This is a genomic window from Bacteroides acidifaciens (assembly GCF_024623065.1).
In the GTDB taxonomy this organism is placed as follows: domain Bacteria; phylum Bacteroidota; class Bacteroidia; order Bacteroidales; family Bacteroidaceae; genus Bacteroides; species Bacteroides acidifaciens.
Genome location: NZ_JANJZR010000077.1, coordinates 1 through 20,065 on the forward strand (window position 1 = coordinate 1; position 20,065 = coordinate 20,065).

18 protein-coding genes and 2 pseudogenes are annotated in these 20,065 nt (G+C 44.1%); 16 read left to right on the forward strand and 4 right to left on the reverse strand.

Annotated elements, in window-relative coordinates; translation table 11 throughout:
- Nucleotides 1-863 (reverse strand): tyrosine-type recombinase/integrase (locus tag NSB03_RS16745; RefSeq protein ID WP_306816296.1); only part of this gene is annotated, 863 nt, incomplete at its 3' end.
- Between the two features lie 136 nt (nt 864-999).
- Here NSB03_RS16745 and NSB03_RS16750 point away from each other — a divergent pair.
- The 8 genes from NSB03_RS16750 (at nt 1,000) to glyA (ending at nt 7,063) form a co-directional block, all read left to right on the forward strand.
- Nucleotides 1,000-1,410 carry a DUF4119 family protein gene (locus NSB03_RS16750; RefSeq protein WP_024988226.1) on the forward strand — a complete coding sequence of 137 codons (411 nt, stop codon included), beginning with the start codon at nt 1,000-1,002 and terminating at the stop codon, nt 1,408-1,410.
- 215 nt (nt 1,411-1,625) lie between these two features.
- Nucleotides 1,626-1,970: an SH3 beta-barrel fold-containing protein gene (locus NSB03_RS16755; RefSeq protein WP_024988225.1), complete on the forward strand. Its 345-nt coding sequence runs from the start codon at nt 1,626-1,628 to the stop codon at nt 1,968-1,970.
- A gap of 24 nt (nt 1,971-1,994) precedes the next feature.
- Nucleotides 1,995-2,783: a DUF4373 domain-containing protein gene (locus NSB03_RS16760; RefSeq protein WP_121766533.1), complete on the forward strand. Its 789-nt coding sequence runs from the start codon at nt 1,995-1,997 to the stop codon at nt 2,781-2,783.
- A gap of 103 nt (nt 2,784-2,886) precedes the next feature.
- A complete protein-coding gene (gene pyrB, locus NSB03_RS16765; protein ID WP_121766532.1) occupies nt 2,887-3,828 on the forward strand; it encodes an aspartate carbamoyltransferase in 942 nt (313 codons plus the stop codon).
- The gene (pyrI, locus tag NSB03_RS16770; protein ID WP_024988224.1) at nt 3,825-4,286 is read left to right on the forward strand and encodes an aspartate carbamoyltransferase regulatory subunit; all 462 of its coding nucleotides are present in this window, start codon (nt 3,825-3,827) and stop codon (nt 4,284-4,286) included. Before pyrB ends, pyrI begins: the two co-directional genes overlap by 4 nt.
- A gap of 36 nt (nt 4,287-4,322) precedes the next feature.
- A complete protein-coding gene (locus NSB03_RS16775; RefSeq protein ID WP_024988223.1) occupies nt 4,323-4,892 on the forward strand; it encodes a flavin reductase family protein in 570 nt (189 codons plus the stop codon).
- 18 nt (nt 4,893-4,910) lie between these two features.
- Entirely contained in the window at nt 4,911-5,648 is a 738-nt protein-coding gene (locus NSB03_RS16780) for a porin family protein (protein WP_024988222.1), read from the forward strand.
- Nucleotides 5,649-5,782: 134 nt separating this feature from the next.
- On the forward strand, nt 5,783-7,063 hold the full coding sequence (gene glyA, locus NSB03_RS16785) for a serine hydroxymethyltransferase (RefSeq protein WP_024988221.1): 1,281 nt from the start codon (nt 5,783-5,785) through the stop codon (nt 7,061-7,063).
- Nucleotides 7,064-7,413: 350 nt separating this feature from the next.
- On the opposite strand, the gene NSB03_RS16790 is transcribed toward glyA, so the two are convergent.
- Nucleotides 7,414-9,081, reverse strand: a complete 1,668-nt coding sequence (locus tag NSB03_RS16790) for a formate--tetrahydrofolate ligase (RefSeq protein WP_024988220.1) — start codon at nt 9,079-9,081, stop codon at nt 7,414-7,416.
- Nucleotides 9,082-9,126: 45 nt separating this feature from the next.
- Between NSB03_RS16790 and NSB03_RS16795 the strand changes: the two are divergent.
- Nucleotides 9,127-10,074 (forward strand): annotated as a pseudogene (locus NSB03_RS16795) (aspartate-alanine antiporter-like transporter); the annotation flags it as partial.
- Nucleotides 10,075-10,204: 130 nt separating this feature from the next.
- Here NSB03_RS16795 and NSB03_RS16800 read toward each other — a convergent pair.
- Nucleotides 10,205-12,313 (reverse strand): outer membrane beta-barrel family protein, encoded by a 2,109-nt coding sequence (locus NSB03_RS16800; protein ID WP_257466519.1) that lies wholly within the window; start codon nt 12,311-12,313, stop codon nt 10,205-10,207.
- Between the two features lie 136 nt (nt 12,314-12,449).
- On the opposite strand from NSB03_RS16800, the gene NSB03_RS16805 reads away from it, so the two are divergent.
- From NSB03_RS16805 to NSB03_RS16815, 3 genes are all read left to right on the forward strand, one after another.
- Nucleotides 12,450-13,964, forward strand: coding sequence for a sensor histidine kinase (locus NSB03_RS16805; RefSeq protein ID WP_024988219.1), 1,515 nt, complete (start codon nt 12,450-12,452; stop codon nt 13,962-13,964).
- 32 nt (nt 13,965-13,996) lie between these two features.
- Nucleotides 13,997-14,692: a response regulator transcription factor gene (locus NSB03_RS16810; protein ID WP_022138014.1), complete on the forward strand. Its 696-nt coding sequence runs from the start codon at nt 13,997-13,999 to the stop codon at nt 14,690-14,692.
- Nucleotides 14,693-14,808: 116 nt separating this feature from the next.
- Nucleotides 14,809-15,348, forward strand: coding sequence for a hypothetical protein (locus tag NSB03_RS16815; RefSeq protein WP_024988218.1), 540 nt, complete (start codon nt 14,809-14,811; stop codon nt 15,346-15,348).
- Nucleotides 15,349-15,396: 48 nt separating this feature from the next.
- Here the strand turns inward: NSB03_RS16815 and NSB03_RS16820 are convergent, their stop codons facing one another.
- Nucleotides 15,397-16,419 carry an SDR family oxidoreductase gene (locus NSB03_RS16820; RefSeq protein ID WP_024988217.1) on the reverse strand — a complete coding sequence of 341 codons (1,023 nt, stop codon included), beginning with the start codon at nt 16,417-16,419 and terminating at the stop codon, nt 15,397-15,399.
- Nucleotides 16,420-16,611: 192 nt separating this feature from the next.
- On the opposite strand from NSB03_RS16820, the pseudogene NSB03_RS16825 reads away from it, so the two are divergent.
- From NSB03_RS16825 to NSB03_RS16840, 4 genes and pseudogenes are all read left to right on the forward strand, one after another.
- Nucleotides 16,612-17,513: pseudogene (locus NSB03_RS16825) on the forward strand (helix-turn-helix domain-containing protein).
- Nucleotides 17,514-17,723: 210 nt separating this feature from the next.
- The gene (locus NSB03_RS16830; RefSeq protein ID WP_024988216.1) at nt 17,724-18,641 is read left to right on the forward strand and encodes an SDR family oxidoreductase; all 918 of its coding nucleotides are present in this window, start codon (nt 17,724-17,726) and stop codon (nt 18,639-18,641) included.
- A gap of 403 nt (nt 18,642-19,044) precedes the next feature.
- Entirely contained in the window at nt 19,045-19,323 is a 279-nt protein-coding gene (locus NSB03_RS16835) for a LysO family transporter (protein ID WP_024988215.1), read from the forward strand.
- Entirely contained in the window at nt 19,320-19,940 is a 621-nt protein-coding gene (locus NSB03_RS16840; protein ID WP_024988214.1) for a LysO family transporter, read from the forward strand. The genes NSB03_RS16835 and NSB03_RS16840 overlap by 4 nt, the downstream gene beginning before the upstream one ends.
- The last annotated feature ends 125 nt before the right edge of the window (nt 19,941-20,065 follow it).

Genomic DNA, 20,065 nt, shown 5'->3' on the forward strand with positions numbered 1-20,065 from the left:
TAGATTTGTGTGGTTTTTATAGATTTATGCCCCAATGATTCACTAATCATTTCAATTGAGACTCCCCGGTATTTGGCAGTAGTAGCCCAGGAATGGCGGAGCGTATAGGAAGAAACCGGAGATTTCAGATGCAACGCTCTTGCCAAATCCTTTAAATTACTATTAAACCGGCGGAGAGCGGACTGATATTCCCGGAAAGCACGCTCATCTTTCCGTCTCTTGTCGCCACGGAGAATATCAAACAGATAATCCGGGCAATCGGGCAAAGAATCCTGCTTGTTCCGTAGTTGCTCAATCATCTCCCTTGCGCTGTCCAACACCTCTACGCTCATGGGAGTCTTGGTCTTGACACGGTTATAACGCAACACATTGCTGTCCAAAGACGACTTCTCCAGGTGAGCCAAGTCGGCGAACGACATTCCGCAAAACTGGAACATCAGGGCGGCAATGGCTTGCGTACGACGTAAACGTTCCGACTTCGGGTCTTCATACAGAAGTTTGTGCAGTTCGTCAATCGGCAACGCTTTTTTCTGACGGACATCGACCCCCGTATAGACATCACCGAACAGTCGCGGCACGTAAGGGGTATTCCCAGCTTCCACTCCCCGATTGTAAATGCTACGGAGCATACGCATATACGTAGAAATCGTATTGGGCTTCAAGCCACACTCATAAAGATACTGCCCGTAGCATCGTAAACGTCCACGGGTGACTTGTCTGAACGACACATTGGACATGCCGCAGAATTTGCTGAAAGAAAAGAGGGCGTTTTTATAAACATGCGCCGTGGAATGGCGCCCCTCCTCTCGCAAACGACCGATGTAGAGCTCTCCACACCGGCTAAATCCATTTTTACTTGTCATTTGCATTACTAGTTATTTTATATATATACCATTTGGCAAGCGGCAAAAAAACAAATCTTTTCGCAGCTTTATCGCACACTTGCCAAAGTATGTTTCAATATTTAATATTTTTAACTAAAGTAAAAATTAGCAAATTATGACTAGTAAAAAGACACCCAAAAGAGAAGCGAAAACTCGAGTAAAAAACAATGTCCAAAATCGGAAAAAGAGTGGCGACAGATGTAAGAAAACGGAAATCATCAGCAGAGATGAACTGGAAAAAAGAGGTGGGCTGACCGGAGATGAAACGGCACTTTTCACGGTATATCTGCAAAAATTTGACAAGGGAGATGTCCATATGAAATACTCCAAAAAGCTAAAAGATTTAGCCAAACACATCCATGAAAAAGAGCACTTGTACGTCCCAAAGCAAGGTGGGTATAAGTTAATGGAAGTCAGCAGTATAGAAACAGAGTTATCCGTAATCAGAGGAGTTCTCCGGGAGCAGCAGGAAGAAAAGGAAAGACAGGCTAAAGAGAAAGGTTCTAATAAGTTTTTACAAAAATAATTGTGCGATTGAGATGCAAACTCTACTTTTGCCATCGTTTTCCGCCGGCTGAAAAACAGTAAACTTTTACCAGAAAAATAGTGACGCTATCCGGTCGCGATGGCGTCACTATGAGACGAGGATAGTGACGCTATATCTGCAGCATACCGTCACTATCCCGAGAGGGAGAAGTTTATGCAATAAACACGAGTGATCAAATCAAAAAAATTTAGACAATGAGAAGAAATTGTAAGAAAAAAAAGTCTGAGGACTACATGTCAGTATGGAAAAAACGTATTGCCGCCGAAAAAGGAATTTCGGAAATATGTGCGGAAAGAATCGTACTGAAGTGTATGGGACTGGTAAAACGCATGCTATATGGAAATGTAATGATAGCTTTTCAGAAACAAGACGGAACATTCTGCCTGGAAAAAGGCACGCTGGTGGGATACGAAAAATTCTTTCATCGGGAGTTCAAGTTAACAGTAAAGCAGGAGTCTGTTGTCTACTGGAGTGAAGAACAACAAGGATGGAGAAGATTCAGAATCAGTAACCTGATGGATTGGAAAGCAATCGTTTAATTTATAGTAAAAAAACATTAAACAATGAGTATAATAAACAAAGGAATCTCCTATTTCCCTACCCCGGCCAACTTTTTCGATGAAGAAACTATAGAATTGCTGGAAGCAAAATTTGGCGTTTTAGCCTCTTATGTCGTTCTGCGATTACTTTGCAAAATCTATAAAGAGGGATATTACATCTCCTGGGGAAAAGAACAAAGCCTGATTTTCGTCCGTAAAGTGGGTGGCGGGATTAATGAGGAAATGATGGTAAAGATTATGGAACTGCTATTGGAAAAGGGATTTTTCCATAAGGAGACTTACGAGCAATATGGTGTACTGACCTCGGAACGGATTCAGGAAGTATGGTTCGAAGCGACTATACGGCGGAAAATTGACTTTTCTCAATTACCTTATATATTAGAAACAAAAAGGAGAAAAGGGAAACAAAAGGAGGTGACGAACAATGAAAATGCAGACATTTCTTCGACTCAAGAGGGCGTGAATCCGGAAAATGAGGACATTTACGGACAAACTAAACTAAAGCAAACTAAACTAAATCCTGAGGAAGAAGAAAGAAACGATGCTTCGTTTGAAATTCCGGAGTATGCCTACAATCAGGCTACGCACAACATAGCCGGGCTGATAGAAAGCCTGAAATGCCACAAAGTGACGAATCCGAAAGAGAGACAGACGATTCTCCGGATGTCGGATTATGGCAGGAAAGGTACTCAGGTGTGGAAACTGCTTTCCAATACGTCCTGGAGCAAAATCGGAGCGCCGGGGAAATATATCATTGCGGCGTTAGCCGGCGGACGGAAACAAGCCGGATGATAAAAAGCTGATAAAAAAGGTACGAAAAATCTGTGCTTTTCACAAATTCTTCGTACCTTTACACTCCGGTAAAACAAGTTCTATCCACATAAAATATAACAAAATGGAAAACAGTAGTTTAGTAACCATTGCCGAACATTCTAAAGAAAAAATCCTCTACATGCTCGAAATGGCGAAGCAGTTTGAAATGAACCCCAACCGCCGGTTATTGCAAGGAAAGGTTGTAGCAACCCTGTTCTTCGAGCCTTCCACCCGCACCCGCCTGAGTTTTGAAACAGCTGCCAACCGTCTCGGCGCACGGGTTATCGGATTCACTGACCCCAAAGCAACCAGTTCTTCCAAGGGGGAAACACTCAAAGACACGATTATGATGGTGAGCAACTATGCGGACATTATCGTCATGCGCCATTATCTCGAAGGAGCGGCACGATATGCCAGCGAAGTGGCTCCGGTGCCTATTGTCAATGCAGGAGACGGAGCCAACCAGCACCCGTCGCAAACCATGCTTGACCTCTACTCTATCTACAAGACACAAGGTACGTTGGAGAACCTGAATATTTTCCTGGTAGGCGATTTGAAATACGGACGTACCGTACATTCACTCTTGATGGCAATGCGCCACTTTAATCCCACTTTCCATTTCATCGCCCCCGAAGAGCTGAAAATGCCGGAAGAGTACAAACTCTATTGCAAGACTCACCAAATAAAATATGTTGAACATACGGACTTCTCCGAAGAGATTATCGCTGATGCCGATATTCTGTATATGACCCGTGTACAACGCGAACGTTTCACCGACCTGATGGAATATGAACGGGTGAAGAACGTGTATATTCTCCGCAACAAGATGCTGGAAAATACCCGTCCGAACCTGCGCATTCTGCACCCGCTGCCACGTGTCAACGAGATTGCATATGACGTGGACGATAATCCGAAAGCATACTACTTCCAACAGGCACAAAACGGCTTGTATGCCCGCGAAGCAATTCTTTGCGATGTGTTAGGTATCACATTAGATGACGTTAAAAATGATATTTTATTATGAGCGAAAATAAACAAGAACTACAAGTGGCCGCCCTTAAGAACGGGACGGTGATTGACCATATTCCATCTGAAAAGCTCTTCACCGTAGTGCAACTGCTTGGCGTAGAACAAATGAAAAGCAATATCACTATCGGATTCAATCTCGAAAGCAAGAAGCTGGGCAAGAAAGGCATCATCAAGATTGCGGACAAGTTTTTCTGCGATGAGGAGATCAACCGTATCTCAGTGGTTGCGCCTCATGTCAAACTGAATATCATCCGTGATTACGAGGTAGTGGAAAAGAAGGAAGTGCAGATGCCGGACGAGCTTCGCGGAATCGTGAAATGCGCCAATCCGAAATGTATCACGAACAATGAGCCGATGGCTACGCTATTCCACGTGATAGACAAGGAGAATTGCATCGTGAAATGCCATTATTGCGAAAAAGAACAGAAACGTGAAGAAATTACCATCTTCTGAATTCTTTGATTCCTCATTTTTAAATCTTTATCGAAATTGAAACAGGACTGGAAACCAGGAACGATGATTTATCCGCTGCCGGCTGTACTAGTCAGCTGCGGAAAAGAAGAAAGTGAATATAACATTATCACTGTGGCATGGACGGGTACGATTTGCACAAACCCGCCCATGTGCTATATATCCGTACGACCGGAACGACATTCTTATGAGATTATCAAACGGAATATGGAATTCGTTATCAACCTGACAACCAAAGACATGGCTTTTGCCACCGACTGGTGCGGGGTTCGTTCGGGACGCGATTATCATAAATTCGAAGAGATGAAACTCACTCCGGGACGGTGTACTGTGGTCAATGCACCGCTCATCGAGGAGTCTCCCCTTTGCATCGAATGCCGCGTGAAGGAAATTGTCTCTCTCGGTTCGCATGATATGTTCATAGCAGATGTGGTGAATGTACGCGCCGACGACCGGAACCTGAATCCCGAAACCGGCAAACTCGAACTGGCGGAAGCTAATCCGTTGGTATATGTACATGGCGGGTATTATGAGTTGGGAGAGAAAATCGGAAAGTTCGGATGGAGTGTAGAAAAGAAAAAGACGTAAACTAAGGACGATATAGCCATGAATATGCTGCGCAAAATCTTTCTTTTCGGTTCGTTATCTGTAGCCTGCATGGCTTTCGGGCAGAACTTTAACACAGATAGGGTAGACCGCCCCAATACGAAGAAAATAAATTTCGGTATCAAGGCGGGATTCAACTCGTCCATGTTCATGGTATCTGAATTGAAGATTAAGGATGTGACGATTGACGAGGTGCAGAATAACTATAAAATCGGTTATTTCGGAGCCCTTTTTATGCGCATCAATATGAAGAAGCACTTCATTCAGCCGGAAGTATCGTACAATGTGACCAAATGCGAGATTACTTTTGACAAGCTGGGCTCGCAGCATCCCGACATCGAGCCGGATTATGCCTCGGTGCAGTCCGTACTGCATAGTATCGACTTCCCTATCTTGTACGGGTATAATGTGGTGAAGAAAGGGCCATATGGGATGTCTATCTTCGCAGGGCCGAAACTCCGCTATTTATGGGGGAAGCAGAACGAAATTACTTTCAAGAACTTCGACCAGAAAGGTATTCATGAGAAGTTGTATCCATTTAATATCAGTGCGGTGATTGGCATCGGCGTCAATATTTCCCGTATCTTCTTCGATTTCCGCTATGAACAAGGAGTGGGAAATATTTCCAAGTCCATCGTGTATGACAATATCAATTCCGACGGTAGTACGGGAGTCAGCCATATCACTTTCCGCCGTCGCGACAGCGCGTTAAGTTTTTCGTTGGGATTCTTCCTTTAGAAATAAAATATCATTAAATCCCGCTTTTCGCTAACATTTTTCTTGCACTTCCTTCATTCTTTATTTATTTTCATTAACTTTGTACGCTTGAAACAGGTATCTCGAATTAGAAATTTAATCTTACTTATAAAAGAATGAAAAGAGACGACATCATTTTCGACATCATCGAAAAAGAGCATCAACGTCAGTTGAAAGGAATCGAGCTGATTGCATCAGAAAACTTTGTGAGTGACCAGGTAATGCAAGCAATGGGGTCTTGCCTGACAAACAAGTACGCAGAAGGTTATCCTGGCAAACGATACTACGGAGGTTGCGAAGTAGTAGACCAAAGCGAACAAATCGCTATCGAACGCCTGAAAGAAATTTTCGGCGCTGAATGGGCAAACGTACAGCCACACTCGGGAGCACAAGCTAATGCTGCTGTTTTCCTTGCTGTTCTGAATCCGGGTGACAAATTTATGGGATTAAATCTGGCACACGGCGGACACCTGTCTCACGGTTCATTGGTGAACACTTCGGGCATCATCTATACTCCTTGCGAATATAATCTGAATCAGGAAACAGGACGCGTTGATTACGACCAGATGGAAGAAGTCGCTCTTCGTGAGAAACCAAAATTGATTATCGGTGGCGGTTCTGCATACTCTCGTGAATGGGATTACAAACGTATGCGTGAAATCGCTGACAAAGTAGGCGCTATCCTGATGATTGACATGGCTCACCCTGCCGGCCTGATTGCTGCCGGAGTACTTGAAAACCCGGTAAAATATGCACATATCGTCACTTCTACTACACATAAAACACTTCGCGGACCTCGTGGCGGTGTCATCATGATGGGTAAGGACTTCCCCAATCCGTGGGGTAAGAAAACTCCGAAAGGTGAGATCAAGATGATGTCTCAATTACTGGATTCTGCCGTTTTCCCGGGTATCCAAGGCGGACCGTTGGAACATGTAATTGCCGCTAAAGCAGTTGCTTTCGGCGAAATCCTGCAACCTGAATTTAAAAAATATGCTAAACAAGTACAGAAAAATGCTGCCGTACTTGCACAGGCTTTGATCGACCGTGGATTTACCATCGTTTCCGGCGGTACAGACAACCACTCCATGCTGGTAGACCTGCGTAGCAAATATCCTGATTTGACAGGTAAGGTAGCGGAAAAAGCATTGGTTTCTGCTGATATTACCGTTAACAAGAATATGGTTCCGTTTGACAGCCGTTCGGCTTTCCAGACTTCCGGTATCCGTCTGGGTACTCCTGCCATCACGACTCGTGGAGCTAAGGAAGACTTGATGCTCGAAATCGCTGAAATGATTGAGACTGTATTGTCTAACGTAGAAAATGAGGAAGTTATTGCACAGGTACGTGCACGCGTCAATGAGACAATGAAAAAATATCCTCTTTTTGCTTACTAAAACACAATTTTAAAGCTACTAATTGTAAACTGTTATTAGCCTAATTCCCATTTAAGGTCTGCTCTTTTACGAAAGGAGCAGGCCTTTTTTTTATTTATTAACGTTCCCGTTCGAACCATCTGTCCGGTATTTCGTTTTTCTTACTATAAAAGAAATATATGATGCCATATATCACCCACACAAGTACGAATTCAACCGTACAGTGTGCAAGAAGAGAAAACAGAAGCGCACTGGACTCTATATACAGTCATCCCCGTCTTTCCACATTCATTTTATAGGGAAAGACGGGGATTTATTTTTACCAGCGTAGCGCCAGGACAAATGTTCTTTAAGCGTATACTTAAGTATAATCAGCTCAATCCTTCTATTTCTCCATCCACAATATCGATATGCAATGCTTGCGGTTCTTTAGGCAATCCCGGCATACGAAGAATTTCTCCGGCAATGGCTACAATCATTTCAGCTCCGTTATTGATTACAATATCTTTAATATGGAACTCGAAGTTGTTCACTGCGCCATAAATCTTAGGATCGGCAGAGAATGAATACTGTGTCTTAGCAATACAAACCGGGTAATGAGTGATGCCCATTTTCTCGATCTGTTTGATACGGTTGCGTGCAATACTGCTGTAAGTAATTACACTGGCTCCGTAAAGATTAGTAGCCACCTTTTCAATCTTCTGCTGTATATTATCTTCTTCCTTATATGTATAACGCAAAGGTTCGGACGGTTGATTTTCGATTGTATCTACTACCAGACGGGCCATGTCTACTGCCCCCTCTCCTCCTTCAGTGAACGCATTGTTGATGGTAAAACCGACTCCCAACTGTTCGCAATGTTCACGCAGTAATTCCATTTCTTCATCGGTGTCGGACGCAAACTTATTGAAAGCTACGATAACCGTCTGACCGAATGAACGAAGATTACGAACGTGCTTGTCGAGGTTGCGCAATCCTTCTTTTAATCCTTCCATATTTGGTTCTTTGATACGGTCGAGACTGACACCTCCGTGCATCTTCAATCCTTGTGCCGTAGCGACAATCACAGTGAGACGCGGTTGGAGCCCACTCTTGCGACATTTGATATTGTAGAACTTCTCTGCACCAAGATCGGCACCGAATCCGGCTTCTGTAATTACATAATCGCCGAAAGACATTGCCAATTTAGTGGCCAGAATAGAGTTACAACCATGTGCGATATTAGCAAACGGACCGCCATGCACAAAAGCTGCAGTTCCTTCGGTAGTCTGCACCAGATTAGGATGGATGGCATCTTTCAGCAACACAGTGATAGCTCCTGCCACTCCCAGATCTTTTACGGTAAAAGGCTGGTCGTCATAAGTGAAGCCCAACAGGATGTTTTCAATACGGCGACGGAGGTCGTTCACGTCTTTAGAAAGGCAGAGGATAGCCATAATCTCCGAAGCAGGAGTTATATCGAAACCGGACTCTTGGGTAATCCCGTTGGATTTAGGTCCGAGACCGACAACGATACTACGCAACGAACGGTCATTCACATCAAGCACTCTCCGCCAAAGGATTTCTTTCAATCCGAAACCTTTTGCCTGGTTCTGATAGAGATAATTGTCAAGCAAGGCAGAAATCATGTTATGGGCAGAGGTGATGGCATGAAAATCCCCTGTGAAGTGGAGGTTAATCTTGTCCATCGGAAGCACTTGCGCATATCCGCCACCGGCCGCTCCTCCCTTCATACCGAAACAAGGACCGAGAGACGGTTCGCGAAGCGCAACAATCGCCTTCTTTCCTATTTTATTCAATCCCAAAGCAAGACCGATAGATACGGTAGTTTTGCCGATACCCGCTTTGGTTGCCGTAATGGCAGTGACCAGGATGAGATTACTTTTCTTTACTTTCTCTTCATCAATCAGTTGTTCGGGAATCTTTGCGATGTAGCGACCATAATTTTCCACTTCCTCGCGAGGGATTCCGACGCTTTCGGCAACCTGCTTTATTTTCTTCAGCTCAATGCCACGAGCTATTTCTATGTCTGATTTCATACAGAATATGGTTAGTTTTATTTTGAAGTTGCAAAAGTAACAAATCTGCGTCGAGTAACAAACTCTTTCCGCACAATAACTGTTGGATTTCGGTTGGGCAGGATCAGAATAAGGAAGTTTTCTTCAAGAACGGTAACCAGCGTACTTCTTGTAAGAGTATTGGTGGGACAACTGAATATTACCGTAGACGGCCCGATGAAAGCCGTATTTTTTCTGCTCTTTTTATTTGCCGTAGGCTATAAGGTAGGCCCGCAATTCTTTCGCGGGCTGAAAAAAGATGGGTTACCACAAGTGGGATTCGCCGTGCTGATGTGTATTGTCAGCCTGATAGCCCCGTGGATACTGGCCAAAATCATGGGGTAGCATGTGGGGGAAGCTGCCGGATTACTGGCGGGTTCACAGACTATTTCAGCCGTTATCGGTGTGGCAAGCGACACAATCAATCAGTTGGGTATCAGCGAAGCGCAGAAGGCTACGTATATCAATGCCATTCCGGTGGCTTACGCCGTGACTTATATTTTCGGTACGGCAGGCTCGGCATGGCTCTTGGCTTCCCTAGGCCCGAAGATGCTGGGTGGACTGGACAAGGTAAAGGCGGATTGCAAAGCATTGGAAGCACAAATGGGGACTTCGGAAGTAGATGAACCGGGATTCTCTCCTGCCCTTCGTCCCGTGGTGGAACGGGTTCGCCAGCAGGGAGTTGTAAAGGAAGTCAGTCTTGACATGATTCTCCAACCGGGCGATGAAGTAGTATTGAGCGGACGACGAGAGTTCGTTATCGGTGAAGAAGATTGGATCGGGCCGGAAGTGGTGGATGCACAGTTACTCGATTTTCCGGCGGAGACGTTGCCGGTCATGGTTACTCACCGGACTTTCGCGGGAGAAAAGATTGCGACGATCCGGGCACAGAAATTCATGCATGGTGTCAGCATCCGCAGCATCAAGCGTGCAGGTATCAATGTTCCTGTACTTGCGCAGACGGTGGTGGTTTCGCCGGCCCGAAATGGAGTGTCCGCGTATCGCTTGCCAATCTGAATGAAAACGATTATGTTAGAATCGGGCAGAGCATCAAGCGGGTACTGGAAGAGTATGCCGAAACTTGGAAAGCATCCGTATCATAAGTTTATTTAAAACGGGAAGTATCAATTTCTTCCCGTTTTTTCTCTTTATATCCGCCGAATTTATAGTTGAAAGAAATGCCGAACTCACGTGTTGTTCTCATATAATGGTTCTTCACGTTCTGATTGCCGAAACGGATGCGTGTGGAAATGGTAGAGGTATTGAATATGTCATCGCATTTCAGTGTGAGTTGCGCCTTGCCCTTGGCGAAAGTATAACGCAGTGCTGTATTCAGGTTTCCCGAACGGGGAAGGTCGAATGTTCCCTGTATCATTTTGTTTTGATAAAAGCCGGTCAGGGTCAGCTTCAAATCCGGTTTGGTGGAGAGGGTGAAGGTATTGTTCATGGTCAGCACAAATGTATAGAGTTTGCGGTCGAACGAAATATCCCAAAAATCGCTGTCCTTTTGGTGGTAACGAAGTCCGACTGCCGTCAGGCGGGAATCCAGCCAATTCTTTATTTTAAACGGAACGGCCATCATAATTCCTGCCTGTTCTGAAAAGTCGAAGTTGAAAAATTTATAGATTTCTACCAGGCGGTCGGGAGATTGGTAAAGGGTCTGCATCTCATTATTTTTCGTATAGTTGCAATAGGCGGAAAAGACGTATTTGCCTTTTAAGATATAGCTAAGTGTCGTTTCATAATTCGCGGCGGGTTTGAGCAGGGGATTGCCCTGGATTTCGGAATAAGCGCCCATATAAGAGGTGGCATTCTGTACGCTCCAATATTCGGGGTATTCCTTATCGCTGCTTAATGAGAGTTGCAGCATGTGTCCGGCGGCGGGAGTATAAGTAAGGTTGGCAACCGGGTAGAAGCTCCATTCATTCCAAATGTCCGTATGATATTGTTCGGCCGCTAAAGAGATATCCGCCGAGAATTTCTGCCCGAAGCTTTTGCTTAGGCCGGCGTAGAAGTTGAGGGTTTGTTCACGGCGGTGGGACTGCATGTTATTGTCAGGCAGCAGGGTTTCAGTTCCGGGTTCGTAGTATCTTTGGAAGCTATGGTCTAAGGCGGTCGTGTATGCCATACCATAGTTCAACCCCCAGTCCTTGCCCAAGGTATGTTCTTGTCCGGCATAGAAACGCCATTGGTTGATTCGCTGGTTATCTCGGCTTAGGAAGTTCATGGTTTCATTTCCCAGCGTACTGTATAGAAGTTGACTGCCGGGAGAACGGTAATAGGTAAATTCCACGCCGGCTTTCAGGCCGAACGGGGTTTGATAGTCGAGTTTCGTGTTATGGAGCTGATTGTCCGCGTGCGAGTTTGTCAATGAGTTTTGTGCGCCGGTCACTGTGGCATTATGTTTGGAGTCTGTAAAGGCTGTTGTATATACAAGGCTGAGCAGATGTTGGTCTGTAAAGGCATAATCCATTCCGAGACGTATCTGATGGCTGTTGTTACGGGAGATTGTGTTTTCATACATATCCATCTGATGTGTTGAACCGTCGGCAAGCGTGTGAAGCGCTTCTTTGTCCGTCTCTCTCCGGTCGCGGTCGTAAGAGTAAGAGTAAAGAAGGTCAGTAGAGAATTTACGGCCGGAATAAAGAAGGCTTCCACGCTCTGCCAAGGATTCGAAATGGTTTTGATTAAAAGCGGTATAGAGTTCTCCCTGAAGGGAAGGTTCGTGTCCTGTGCCTGAAGCCAGTACCAGGTTTATCATAGCACCCCGGACTTGGTAACGTGCCGGAGCGGAGTACATCACTTCCGCCTTTTCGATCCGGCTGACGGGGATTGATTTCAATAATGCGTTTAATTGTCCGGTAGACAGGGTGGTCACTTTTCCATTGATAACGACGGTTACTTCCTGACCGCCCAGCATCAGTCCTTCCCCCAAGTCCATGACTCCCGGAAGGTTTTTCACGGCGTCATAGGCATTGTCTACGGGCAGGTTGCCTAGCAGTCTCGGAAGGTCATAGACCAGTTTTCCCTGTTCCGCCTTAACGATGGGGCGTTCGCCGGTTATCATTACTTCGGGCAGTTCTTTGAATATGCTGTCGATGTAAGCTATATTTTTCACGCTATCCGCAGGGGCTTGCATTTGCTGTTCCTGCTGTGCCGCTACCGGCATCCATGCGCAGACGCAAAGCGGAAGTAGTAAACTGATTCGTTTCATTTCGTATTTCATTAATTTTGGTACTCTGCAAAATACGGCAGAAAAAGCGAGACTTTGCGTTATCGCCCGCTTATCTAGTGTTATTTAGTCTTATCAAAGAGAAGGGATATAATTGTTTCCTCTTATCTTTGCGGGTATGAAATTACCATTGAAACATATCGTTATTCTAGTCATTTGCTCGTTAGCGGGTATCTTTGTCTATCAGGCTTATTGGTTGACAGGGCTTTACCGGACTATGAAGCAGGATATGGAAAATACCATCAGGGATGCCATGCGTACGAGTGACTTCAACGAGATAGTGCTCCGGGTGAATGAACTTCAGAAGGATAATGTGGAGCATGGCTCGGTGACGGTGTCTGCCGGATATGGCGCGGACGGTAATTCATTAGTGACAAGTCAGACGATTTCTTATACGGACAGTACTTATAAGGATACGCTACATTCACGGACGGAGACAATAGCCGACACGGTAAGGACGGATACAGGAAGTGACGAAGCACGGGCAGTTGCGTCCAGTGAAAGCGGACTGGACGTTTTATTGAAGAAGCAGGATTCTTTGAAGGAACTGCTGCTTAGTATTCAGCAAGGTATCCATGCGGGAGTAGATACGTATATCGACATTAACCTGCAACGATATGACAGTCTGCTCAACAATGTGCTGAAGGAACATGAACTTGAAATTCCGCATCATACTTTATTGATTCATACCGGAAGGAATGCGGATTCCACCGTTATGTATATTGATACTGTCGGTATGGCGGGAGACAGCAGTTACATCCCTACTCCACGGGCGGTTCGTTACGATTACAACTTTAACATGAGTCGCAGTCAGCGTTACCAGCTTGTCTTTGAACCTGTCGATTCACTGGTATGGAAACATATGACGGGAATTCTGACTACTTCTTTCATTATTCTACTTATTTTAGGATTCTCCTTTTGGTTTCTTATCCGGACGCTACTCCGGCAAAAGACATTGGAAGAAATAAAAAGTGATTTTACCAATAATATCACGCATGAACTGAAAACGCCGATTGCGGTGGCTTACGCGGCGAATGATGCGTTACTCAATTTTAATCAGGCGGAAGAAAAGACGAAACGGGATCAATATCTGCGTATCTGCCAGGAACAGTTGCAACGTTTGAGTAGTTTGGTAGAACAGATTTTATCTATGAGTATGGAACGCCGCAAGACTTTCCGCCTGCATCCCGAAGAGGTCAATCTGAAAGAGTTGATCGTTTCATTGGTGGAACAGCACCAACTGAAGGCGGACAAGCCGGCGCAGATAACTTTGGAGATTGAACCGGAGACACTGACTATCGTAGTAGACCGGACACATTTCAGTAATATTATCAGTAACCTGATAGACAATGCCGTGAAGTATTCGAAAGAGAGAGCCGATATTACCATTCGTTGCCGGCAGACGGAGCAGACGGTTACAATCAGTATCGCCGACCGGGGAATCGGGATTCCTTTGGATAAACAGAAGCATATATTCGATAAGTTTTACCGGGTTCCGACAGGCAATCTTCACAATGTTAAAGGGTATGGACTGGGACTTTTCTATGTGAAAAGCATGGTGGAGAAACACGGCGGAACGATTACCGTAAAAAGCGAACCGGGAAAAGGAAGTATATTTACCATCACTCTATAAAATACACTTGAACTCTATAAAACACTTGGGTCATGAGCAAAAACGAAATAACAGTACTGCTGGTAGAAGACGAGCTGACTCTCGCCATGATTATCAAAGATACGCTTGAAGATAGTGGATTCATTATCCATACAGCCGCCGATGGAGAGGAAGGGCTGCGCCTTTTCTTCGAACTCCGGCCGGATGTATTGGTGGCAGATGTTATGATGCCCAAAATGGATGGTTTCGAAATGGTGCGTAGAATTCGTCAGACGGACAAGCAGACCCCTGTCCTGTTCCTGACTGCCCGTTCGGGCATCAATGATGTGGTGGAAGGCTTTGAGCTCGGTGCCAATGATTATCTGAAGAAGCCTTTCAGCATGCAGGAGTTGATTATCCGTATCAAGGCGCTTATGGGGAAAGCATTCCTTTTCTCTGAAAATAAAACTTCCAACCGTTTCGAGATTGGGAGTTATCTGTTCGATCCCATAGCACAGACATTGCTGCATGCCGGAGTGAAACAGGAACTCTCTCATCGTGAATCGGAGATTTTGAAACGGTTGTGTGAGAATCGTAACCAGGTAGTTAACACGCAGGATGTATTGCTCGAACTTTGGGGAGATGACAGCTTCTTCAATTCCCGGAGCCTGCATGTGTTTATCACGAAATTACGTCATAAGCTCTCGTCAGACGAACAGATTCGTATCGTAAATGTACGGGGAATCGGATATAAATTGATTGCTACTTAAACTGGCATCTAAATAATGTCAGCATGTTTTAAGGAGTTTTTCTCTAAGAAAATATAACGAAGGTGGGTAGTCAGGCTGAAAATTTCTATCTTTGTCGTAAATCAACCTTTACGAAGATGAAAAAACTGATTCTATTTCTTTCGCTGGCATTATCAGTCGGTTTTGCATCCGCACAGTCGGAAATTCCTTCCGATAGTATTCGTCGTGCCCCGTCAGCCAATGTAAAAGAGTTCGGCGGTTTCTTACTGGATATGGGATTGATGAATGTCACTGCTCCCCAACTGCCTAAGTTTGATTTGAGTATGCCTGATTTGAGTAAAGACTACAATCAGATATTCCGTTTCAATACGGATGCTACCTATACGCAGGGATTTACGAATGCTTTTTCTTCCTCTTCTTTTTCCGGTTTCGGATATAGATATGGTTGGGGATTGTCTTCTTCTCCGCAATTTATGCAGATGGGCTCTTTCAAGCTGAAAAATGGAATGAGAATCAATACGTATGGAGATTATGATAAAGACGGTTGGAGAATACCCAACCGGAGCGCTATGCCTTGGGAAAAAAATAATTTCCGGGGTGCATTCGAGCTAAAATCCGCCAATGGTAATTTCGGCATACGGATTGAAGTGCAGCAGGGGCGCAATGTCCCCTACTAAAACCCAAAAGGAATCGACAATCCTAAGGGAATCGGTTACTGGAAAAAATTAACGGGAGTCCCTTAGAAAAGCTTCGTCCGCAGCCCTCATCGAACCGGCTATACGGTCACACCATGAATCAAATTCCGGGTCGGGTGTTTGAGATTCAGGATGGGTAAGCATATAGTGTACAGATTGTCTCAGACCGTCCGCCATGGAAATATGGCAAATAAAATCAGGCACGAGACGTTTTATCTTCGAATTATCAAAGACAACGGTAGCTGCTTTGTCTCCCAGCAGTTCACCTCTGAAATCATAATTTTCTCCATGACTGGCAAGGAAATCGGAAGGAACGTGTAATGCGTTCAAAGGTTTTCCTAAAACATCGGCAATCGTTTGGTAAATCTGATTCCAGGTCATGCTTTCATCGGTAGTGATATGAAAGGCATTCCCTATGGCATGGGGATTTAACATCAGTCCTACATATCCTTCGGCAAAGTCCTTGGAGTGTGTCAATGTCCACAGAGATGTCCCGTCACCGGGGATAATCACAGGTTTTCCGTCGAGAATACGTTTTAAAATCTGCCAGTTGCCTTTGTTTCCATGTACGCTGACAGGCGGTTTCGTGCCATTATAGGTGTGACTGGGGCGGACAATGGTTACCGGGAATCCATCCGACCGATAAGCTGCCATCAGTACTTCTTCCGCTTCTATCTTATTTCGCGAATATTGCCAATAGGGATTTGACAAAGGGGTGCTCTCTGTTATGCGGTAATCAGCCAATGGTTTCTGATAGGCGGAAGCACTGCTGATAAAGATATATTGCCTGGTCTTATTATGAAACAGACGAATGTCACGCTTCACATCTTCTGCCGTGTAGGCTATGAATTGGGCAACTACGTCGTAACTTTCATTTGCGATGGCTTTTGCCACAGCGTCTTCATCGTTTATATCTGCAAGGATGCCGCGGATTCCTTCTGGCATCTTTTTCGAACCGCGGTTGAGAAGGGTAATCTCCCACCCTCTTTGTTGTGCCAATGCAACGACATCGGTACTGATTGTACCTGTTCCACCAATGAATAATACTTTCATAAAAATAGGTCTTTAAATTCTGTGGAACAAATATATCAATTCTATGGTTCATTTCCGCCAATCGTTGGTATTAATTTGCTGTAGTATACAAATTACAGATTCTTGTACCCTTATTACTGATTTGAATATCAGAATGAGAAAGATATATCGAAATGTTTTATCTTTGTGTCAGAAGATAAATAACAAGGCACTATGGATGAAATAACTAAAATTGAGACTATTGACCAATACGACCAACTGTTTGGTCTGGAAACGTTGCACCCGTTAGTTAATGTGGTTGAATTCGCAAAGTCCACAAGGACGGTCGAATACATCCGCATGAATATCGGGTTCTATTGTTTATTTCTAAAGGAAGCGAACTGCGGTGACCTCAGATATGGCCGCAAGTATTACGATTATCAGGAAGGGACAGTGGTCTGCATGGCTCCCGGACAGGTCACCGGAGTGGACAAACGAAATACGACAACTCCACGGACAAATTCTATCGGCATTTTATTCCATCCTGATTTAATCCGGGGAACGTCATTGGGGCAGACGATTAAAAACTATACTTTTTCTCTTATGAGGTGAACGAAGCACTTCATCTCTCCGACCAGGAAAAAGAAATCGTAACCGATTGTATCCATAAGATAAAACTGGAACTGGAGCATCCTATCGACAAGCATAGCAAGCAGCTTATCGTCCGTAACATCGAGTTATTGCTTGATTACTGTATGCGTTTCTACGAACGCCAGTTTATTACACGCAACGAAGTGAATAAACAGATTATCGAACGGTTCGATAAAATCCTCGATAGTCATTTTGAAACGAAGCCTGCCCAGACTTTCGATATGCTTTCGAATGAGACATATGCCGGACTCCTTCATTTATCTTCTGAATATTTCAATGATTTATTGAAATATGAAACAGGGAAATCATTTAAAGAGTATGTCCAGTTCAAACGCTTCGAGAAAGCGAAAGAGTGGCTGACAAATACCGATAAGCCACTTAGTCAGATAACACAGGAGCTTGGGTTTCAGAATCCGCAATATTTCAGCAGGCTATTCAAGAAAATTACCGGGTGTTCACCGAATGATTTTAGGATGCCTAATTAAAAAAAGTGTTTAATAAGAATAGAATTGGAAGTTCAAATTCTTAATCTATGTTATGAAACATACTTTTTTTCTTGGATTATTTGCAGATATCACAAAAGTACGTACCTTTGCAATGTGTTTTTCATAGTATTAGATTTAAGGTTAACAAAGGTTGGAGCAAGGCGTTGCTCCTTTTTTTATGTCCATACTCAAACTGCTTAAAAAGAAACAATGAAAAGAATACTGATTATCGGCGCTAACGGATTTACCGGACGCCAACTATTGAATGATTTGTTGGCTCATAAACAATATAACGTCACCGGATGCTCCCTGCACCCGGATATTCTTCCAACTCCGGACAAGGCCGGAAGCTATCATTTCATTGAAACTGATATACGGGACGCGGCGGCTGTGAAAGACCTTTTCAAAAGAGTTCATCCCAATGTAGTCGTCAACTGTTCCGCTCTGTCCGTCCCCGATTATTGCGAGACGCACCACGAAGAAGCTTATCTTACCAATGTTACGGCAGTAGAGCAACTGGCACATCTCTGTGAGGAATACAAAAGCCGTTTCATCCATCTATCCACCGATTTCGTCTTTGATGGAAAGATGGATGAGCATACCGGACAATTATATACAGAAGAAGACGTTCCCGCTCCCGTGAATTATTACGGATTTACCAAATGGAAAGGCGAAGAAAAGGTTGTCGGGATTTGCAGCAACTACGCAATAGTTCGGGTGGAAATTGTTTATGGCAAAGCATTGGCAGGTCAGCATGGAAATATCGTCCAATTAGTGATGAACCGTTTGAAAGCCGGACAAGAGATTCGCGTTGTATCCAATCAATGGCGAACCCCGACTTATGTCGGAGACGTATCGTACGGAATACAACTCCTAATAGAAAATACGACCAACGGAATATTCCATATTTGTGGGGATGAATGTATGACCATCGCCGAGATTGCTTACCAGATAGCAGACTGTCTGAATCTCGACCGTTCGCTTATCCATCCTGCCACTACGGAAGAGATGAAAGAAGCCACTCCCCGCCCCCGTTTCAGCGGAATGAGTATTGAAAAAGCTAAAACGATGCTTGGATACGAACCACGAAAGCTAAAAAAGATCCTTTCAGATTGGGAGATTCTATAAGGGAAAGGACACATTACCAACTTATTACAACAGTATTTTCCAGCTTCAACCTTTCAAGAATCTATCTTTATTGCATATTTATTTTGAAAATATGCAATAAAGCCATATCTTTGCACCAAAATTTAAAAAGGTCAGTGATGAATCAAATATTACAATTACATAACGCTTCTCCGACTCTTGCAGGGATATTCTCTTTCTGCAACTCTAGTTGCGTGCATGTGCATTGGTTCAGCGGATTCATCTAAATTCACCCATCTTTTTTTAAAAGGAACTGCCTATCGACTTATTTTGTTACTCATAAGCAGTATTCCTACTTGATTTTCAATAAGATGCATCATCTTTTTTGAAAATGTGCAGTGTGTAATCAAATCATTCGTTTAACCTAACCAAAAATATATACAATATGTTCTCTATTATATCTACTATGTTCTTAGGAATCGGCATCGGTTATGTATTGCGTAACTGGAGTATTTTGCAAAAGACAGAAAAGACAATTTCTCTTACAATATTCTTGTTACTCTTTATTCTCGGTGTGTCTATCGGCTCTAATAGCCTGATTGTGAACAATCTCGGAAAGTTCGGATGGCAAGCTGTCATTCTTGCTTCATCCGGTGTATTGGGAAGCCTGATTGCTGCCCGCTTGGTACTACAACTATTTTTCAAGCAAGGAGGTAAACAATGAAAGGAAGTCTGATTGTTATATTATTCTTTTGCGTAGGCTGTGTCATGGGACTTTTCAATAAGTTCGAATTCGATACACATACCGTTTCTATGTATATACTCTACGCATTGATGCTGCAGGTGGGAATCAGTATTGGTTCTAACAAGAGTCTGAAAGCTATTGTTTCACATCTGCATCCCAAAATGTTATTGATTCCTTTGGGGACAATTATCGGCACACTGTTATTCTCGGCCCTGGCAAGCCTGTTCCTGCGTCAATGGAGTGTATTCGACTGTATGGCAGTGGGAAGCGGATTTGCATATTACTCGCTTTCTTCTATCCTCATCACCCAATTCAAGGAACCATCTATCGGCCTTCAACTGGCTACGGAACTGGGAACTATCGCCCTGCTGACCAATATCTTCCGTGAAATGATGGCTCTACTGGGCACTCCGGTTATCAAGAAATATTTTGGGAAGCTAGCCCCTATCTCAGTAGCCGGAGTCAATTCAATGGATGTATTGTTACCGTCTATCAGCAGATATTCGGGAAAGGAAATGATTCCCATTGCCATCCTGCACGGTATCCTGATTGATATCAGCGTTCCGGTTTTCGTCTCTTTTTTCTGTAATCTCTAAGACGGACGAACTAATCCAGAAGCAACGAGGGCAAACTTAATATCAGCATGGGGCTGACTAAAAAGCCCCCCTCATCTTTTTCCTCAATTTAAATAATAGTCCACACAATAAAAAGTCTCCCTTTC

Excerpts from the sequence above, each read along its gene's own strand:
- NSB03_RS16750 (WP_024988226.1), top strand. The coding sequence starts at position 1,000 with ATGACTAGTAAAAAGACACCCAAAAGAGAAGCGAAAACTCGAGTAAAA.
- NSB03_RS16755 (WP_024988225.1), top strand. The coding sequence starts at position 1,626 with ATGAGAAGAAATTGTAAGAAAAAAAAGTCTGAGGACTACATGTCAGTA.
- NSB03_RS16760 (WP_121766533.1), top strand. The coding sequence starts at position 1,995 with ATGAGTATAATAAACAAAGGAATCTCCTATTTCCCTACCCCGGCCAAC.
- pyrB (WP_121766532.1), top strand. The coding sequence starts at position 2,887 with ATGGAAAACAGTAGTTTAGTAACCATTGCCGAACATTCTAAAGAAAAA.
- pyrI (WP_024988224.1), top strand. The coding sequence starts at position 3,825 with ATGAGCGAAAATAAACAAGAACTACAAGTGGCCGCCCTTAAGAACGGG.
- NSB03_RS16780 (WP_024988222.1), top strand. The coding sequence starts at position 4,911 with ATGAATATGCTGCGCAAAATCTTTCTTTTCGGTTCGTTATCTGTAGCC.
- glyA (WP_024988221.1), top strand. The coding sequence starts at position 5,783 with ATGAAAAGAGACGACATCATTTTCGACATCATCGAAAAAGAGCATCAA.
- NSB03_RS16790 (WP_024988220.1), bottom strand. The coding sequence starts at position 9,081 with ATGAAATCAGACATAGAAATAGCTCGTGGCATTGAGCTGAAGAAAATA.
- NSB03_RS16800 (WP_257466519.1), bottom strand. The coding sequence starts at position 12,313 with ATGAAACGAATCAGTTTACTACTTCCGCTTTGCGTCTGCGCATGGATG.
- NSB03_RS16805 (WP_024988219.1), top strand. The coding sequence starts at position 12,450 with ATGAAATTACCATTGAAACATATCGTTATTCTAGTCATTTGCTCGTTA.
- NSB03_RS16810 (WP_022138014.1), top strand. The coding sequence starts at position 13,997 with ATGAGCAAAAACGAAATAACAGTACTGCTGGTAGAAGACGAGCTGACT.
- NSB03_RS16815 (WP_024988218.1), top strand. The coding sequence starts at position 14,809 with ATGAAAAAACTGATTCTATTTCTTTCGCTGGCATTATCAGTCGGTTTT.
- NSB03_RS16820 (WP_024988217.1), bottom strand. The coding sequence starts at position 16,419 with ATGAAAGTATTATTCATTGGTGGAACAGGTACAATCAGTACCGATGTC.
- NSB03_RS16830 (WP_024988216.1), top strand. The coding sequence starts at position 17,724 with ATGAAAAGAATACTGATTATCGGCGCTAACGGATTTACCGGACGCCAA.
- NSB03_RS16835 (WP_024988215.1), top strand. The coding sequence starts at position 19,045 with ATGTTCTCTATTATATCTACTATGTTCTTAGGAATCGGCATCGGTTAT.
- NSB03_RS16840 (WP_024988214.1), top strand. The coding sequence starts at position 19,320 with ATGAAAGGAAGTCTGATTGTTATATTATTCTTTTGCGTAGGCTGTGTC.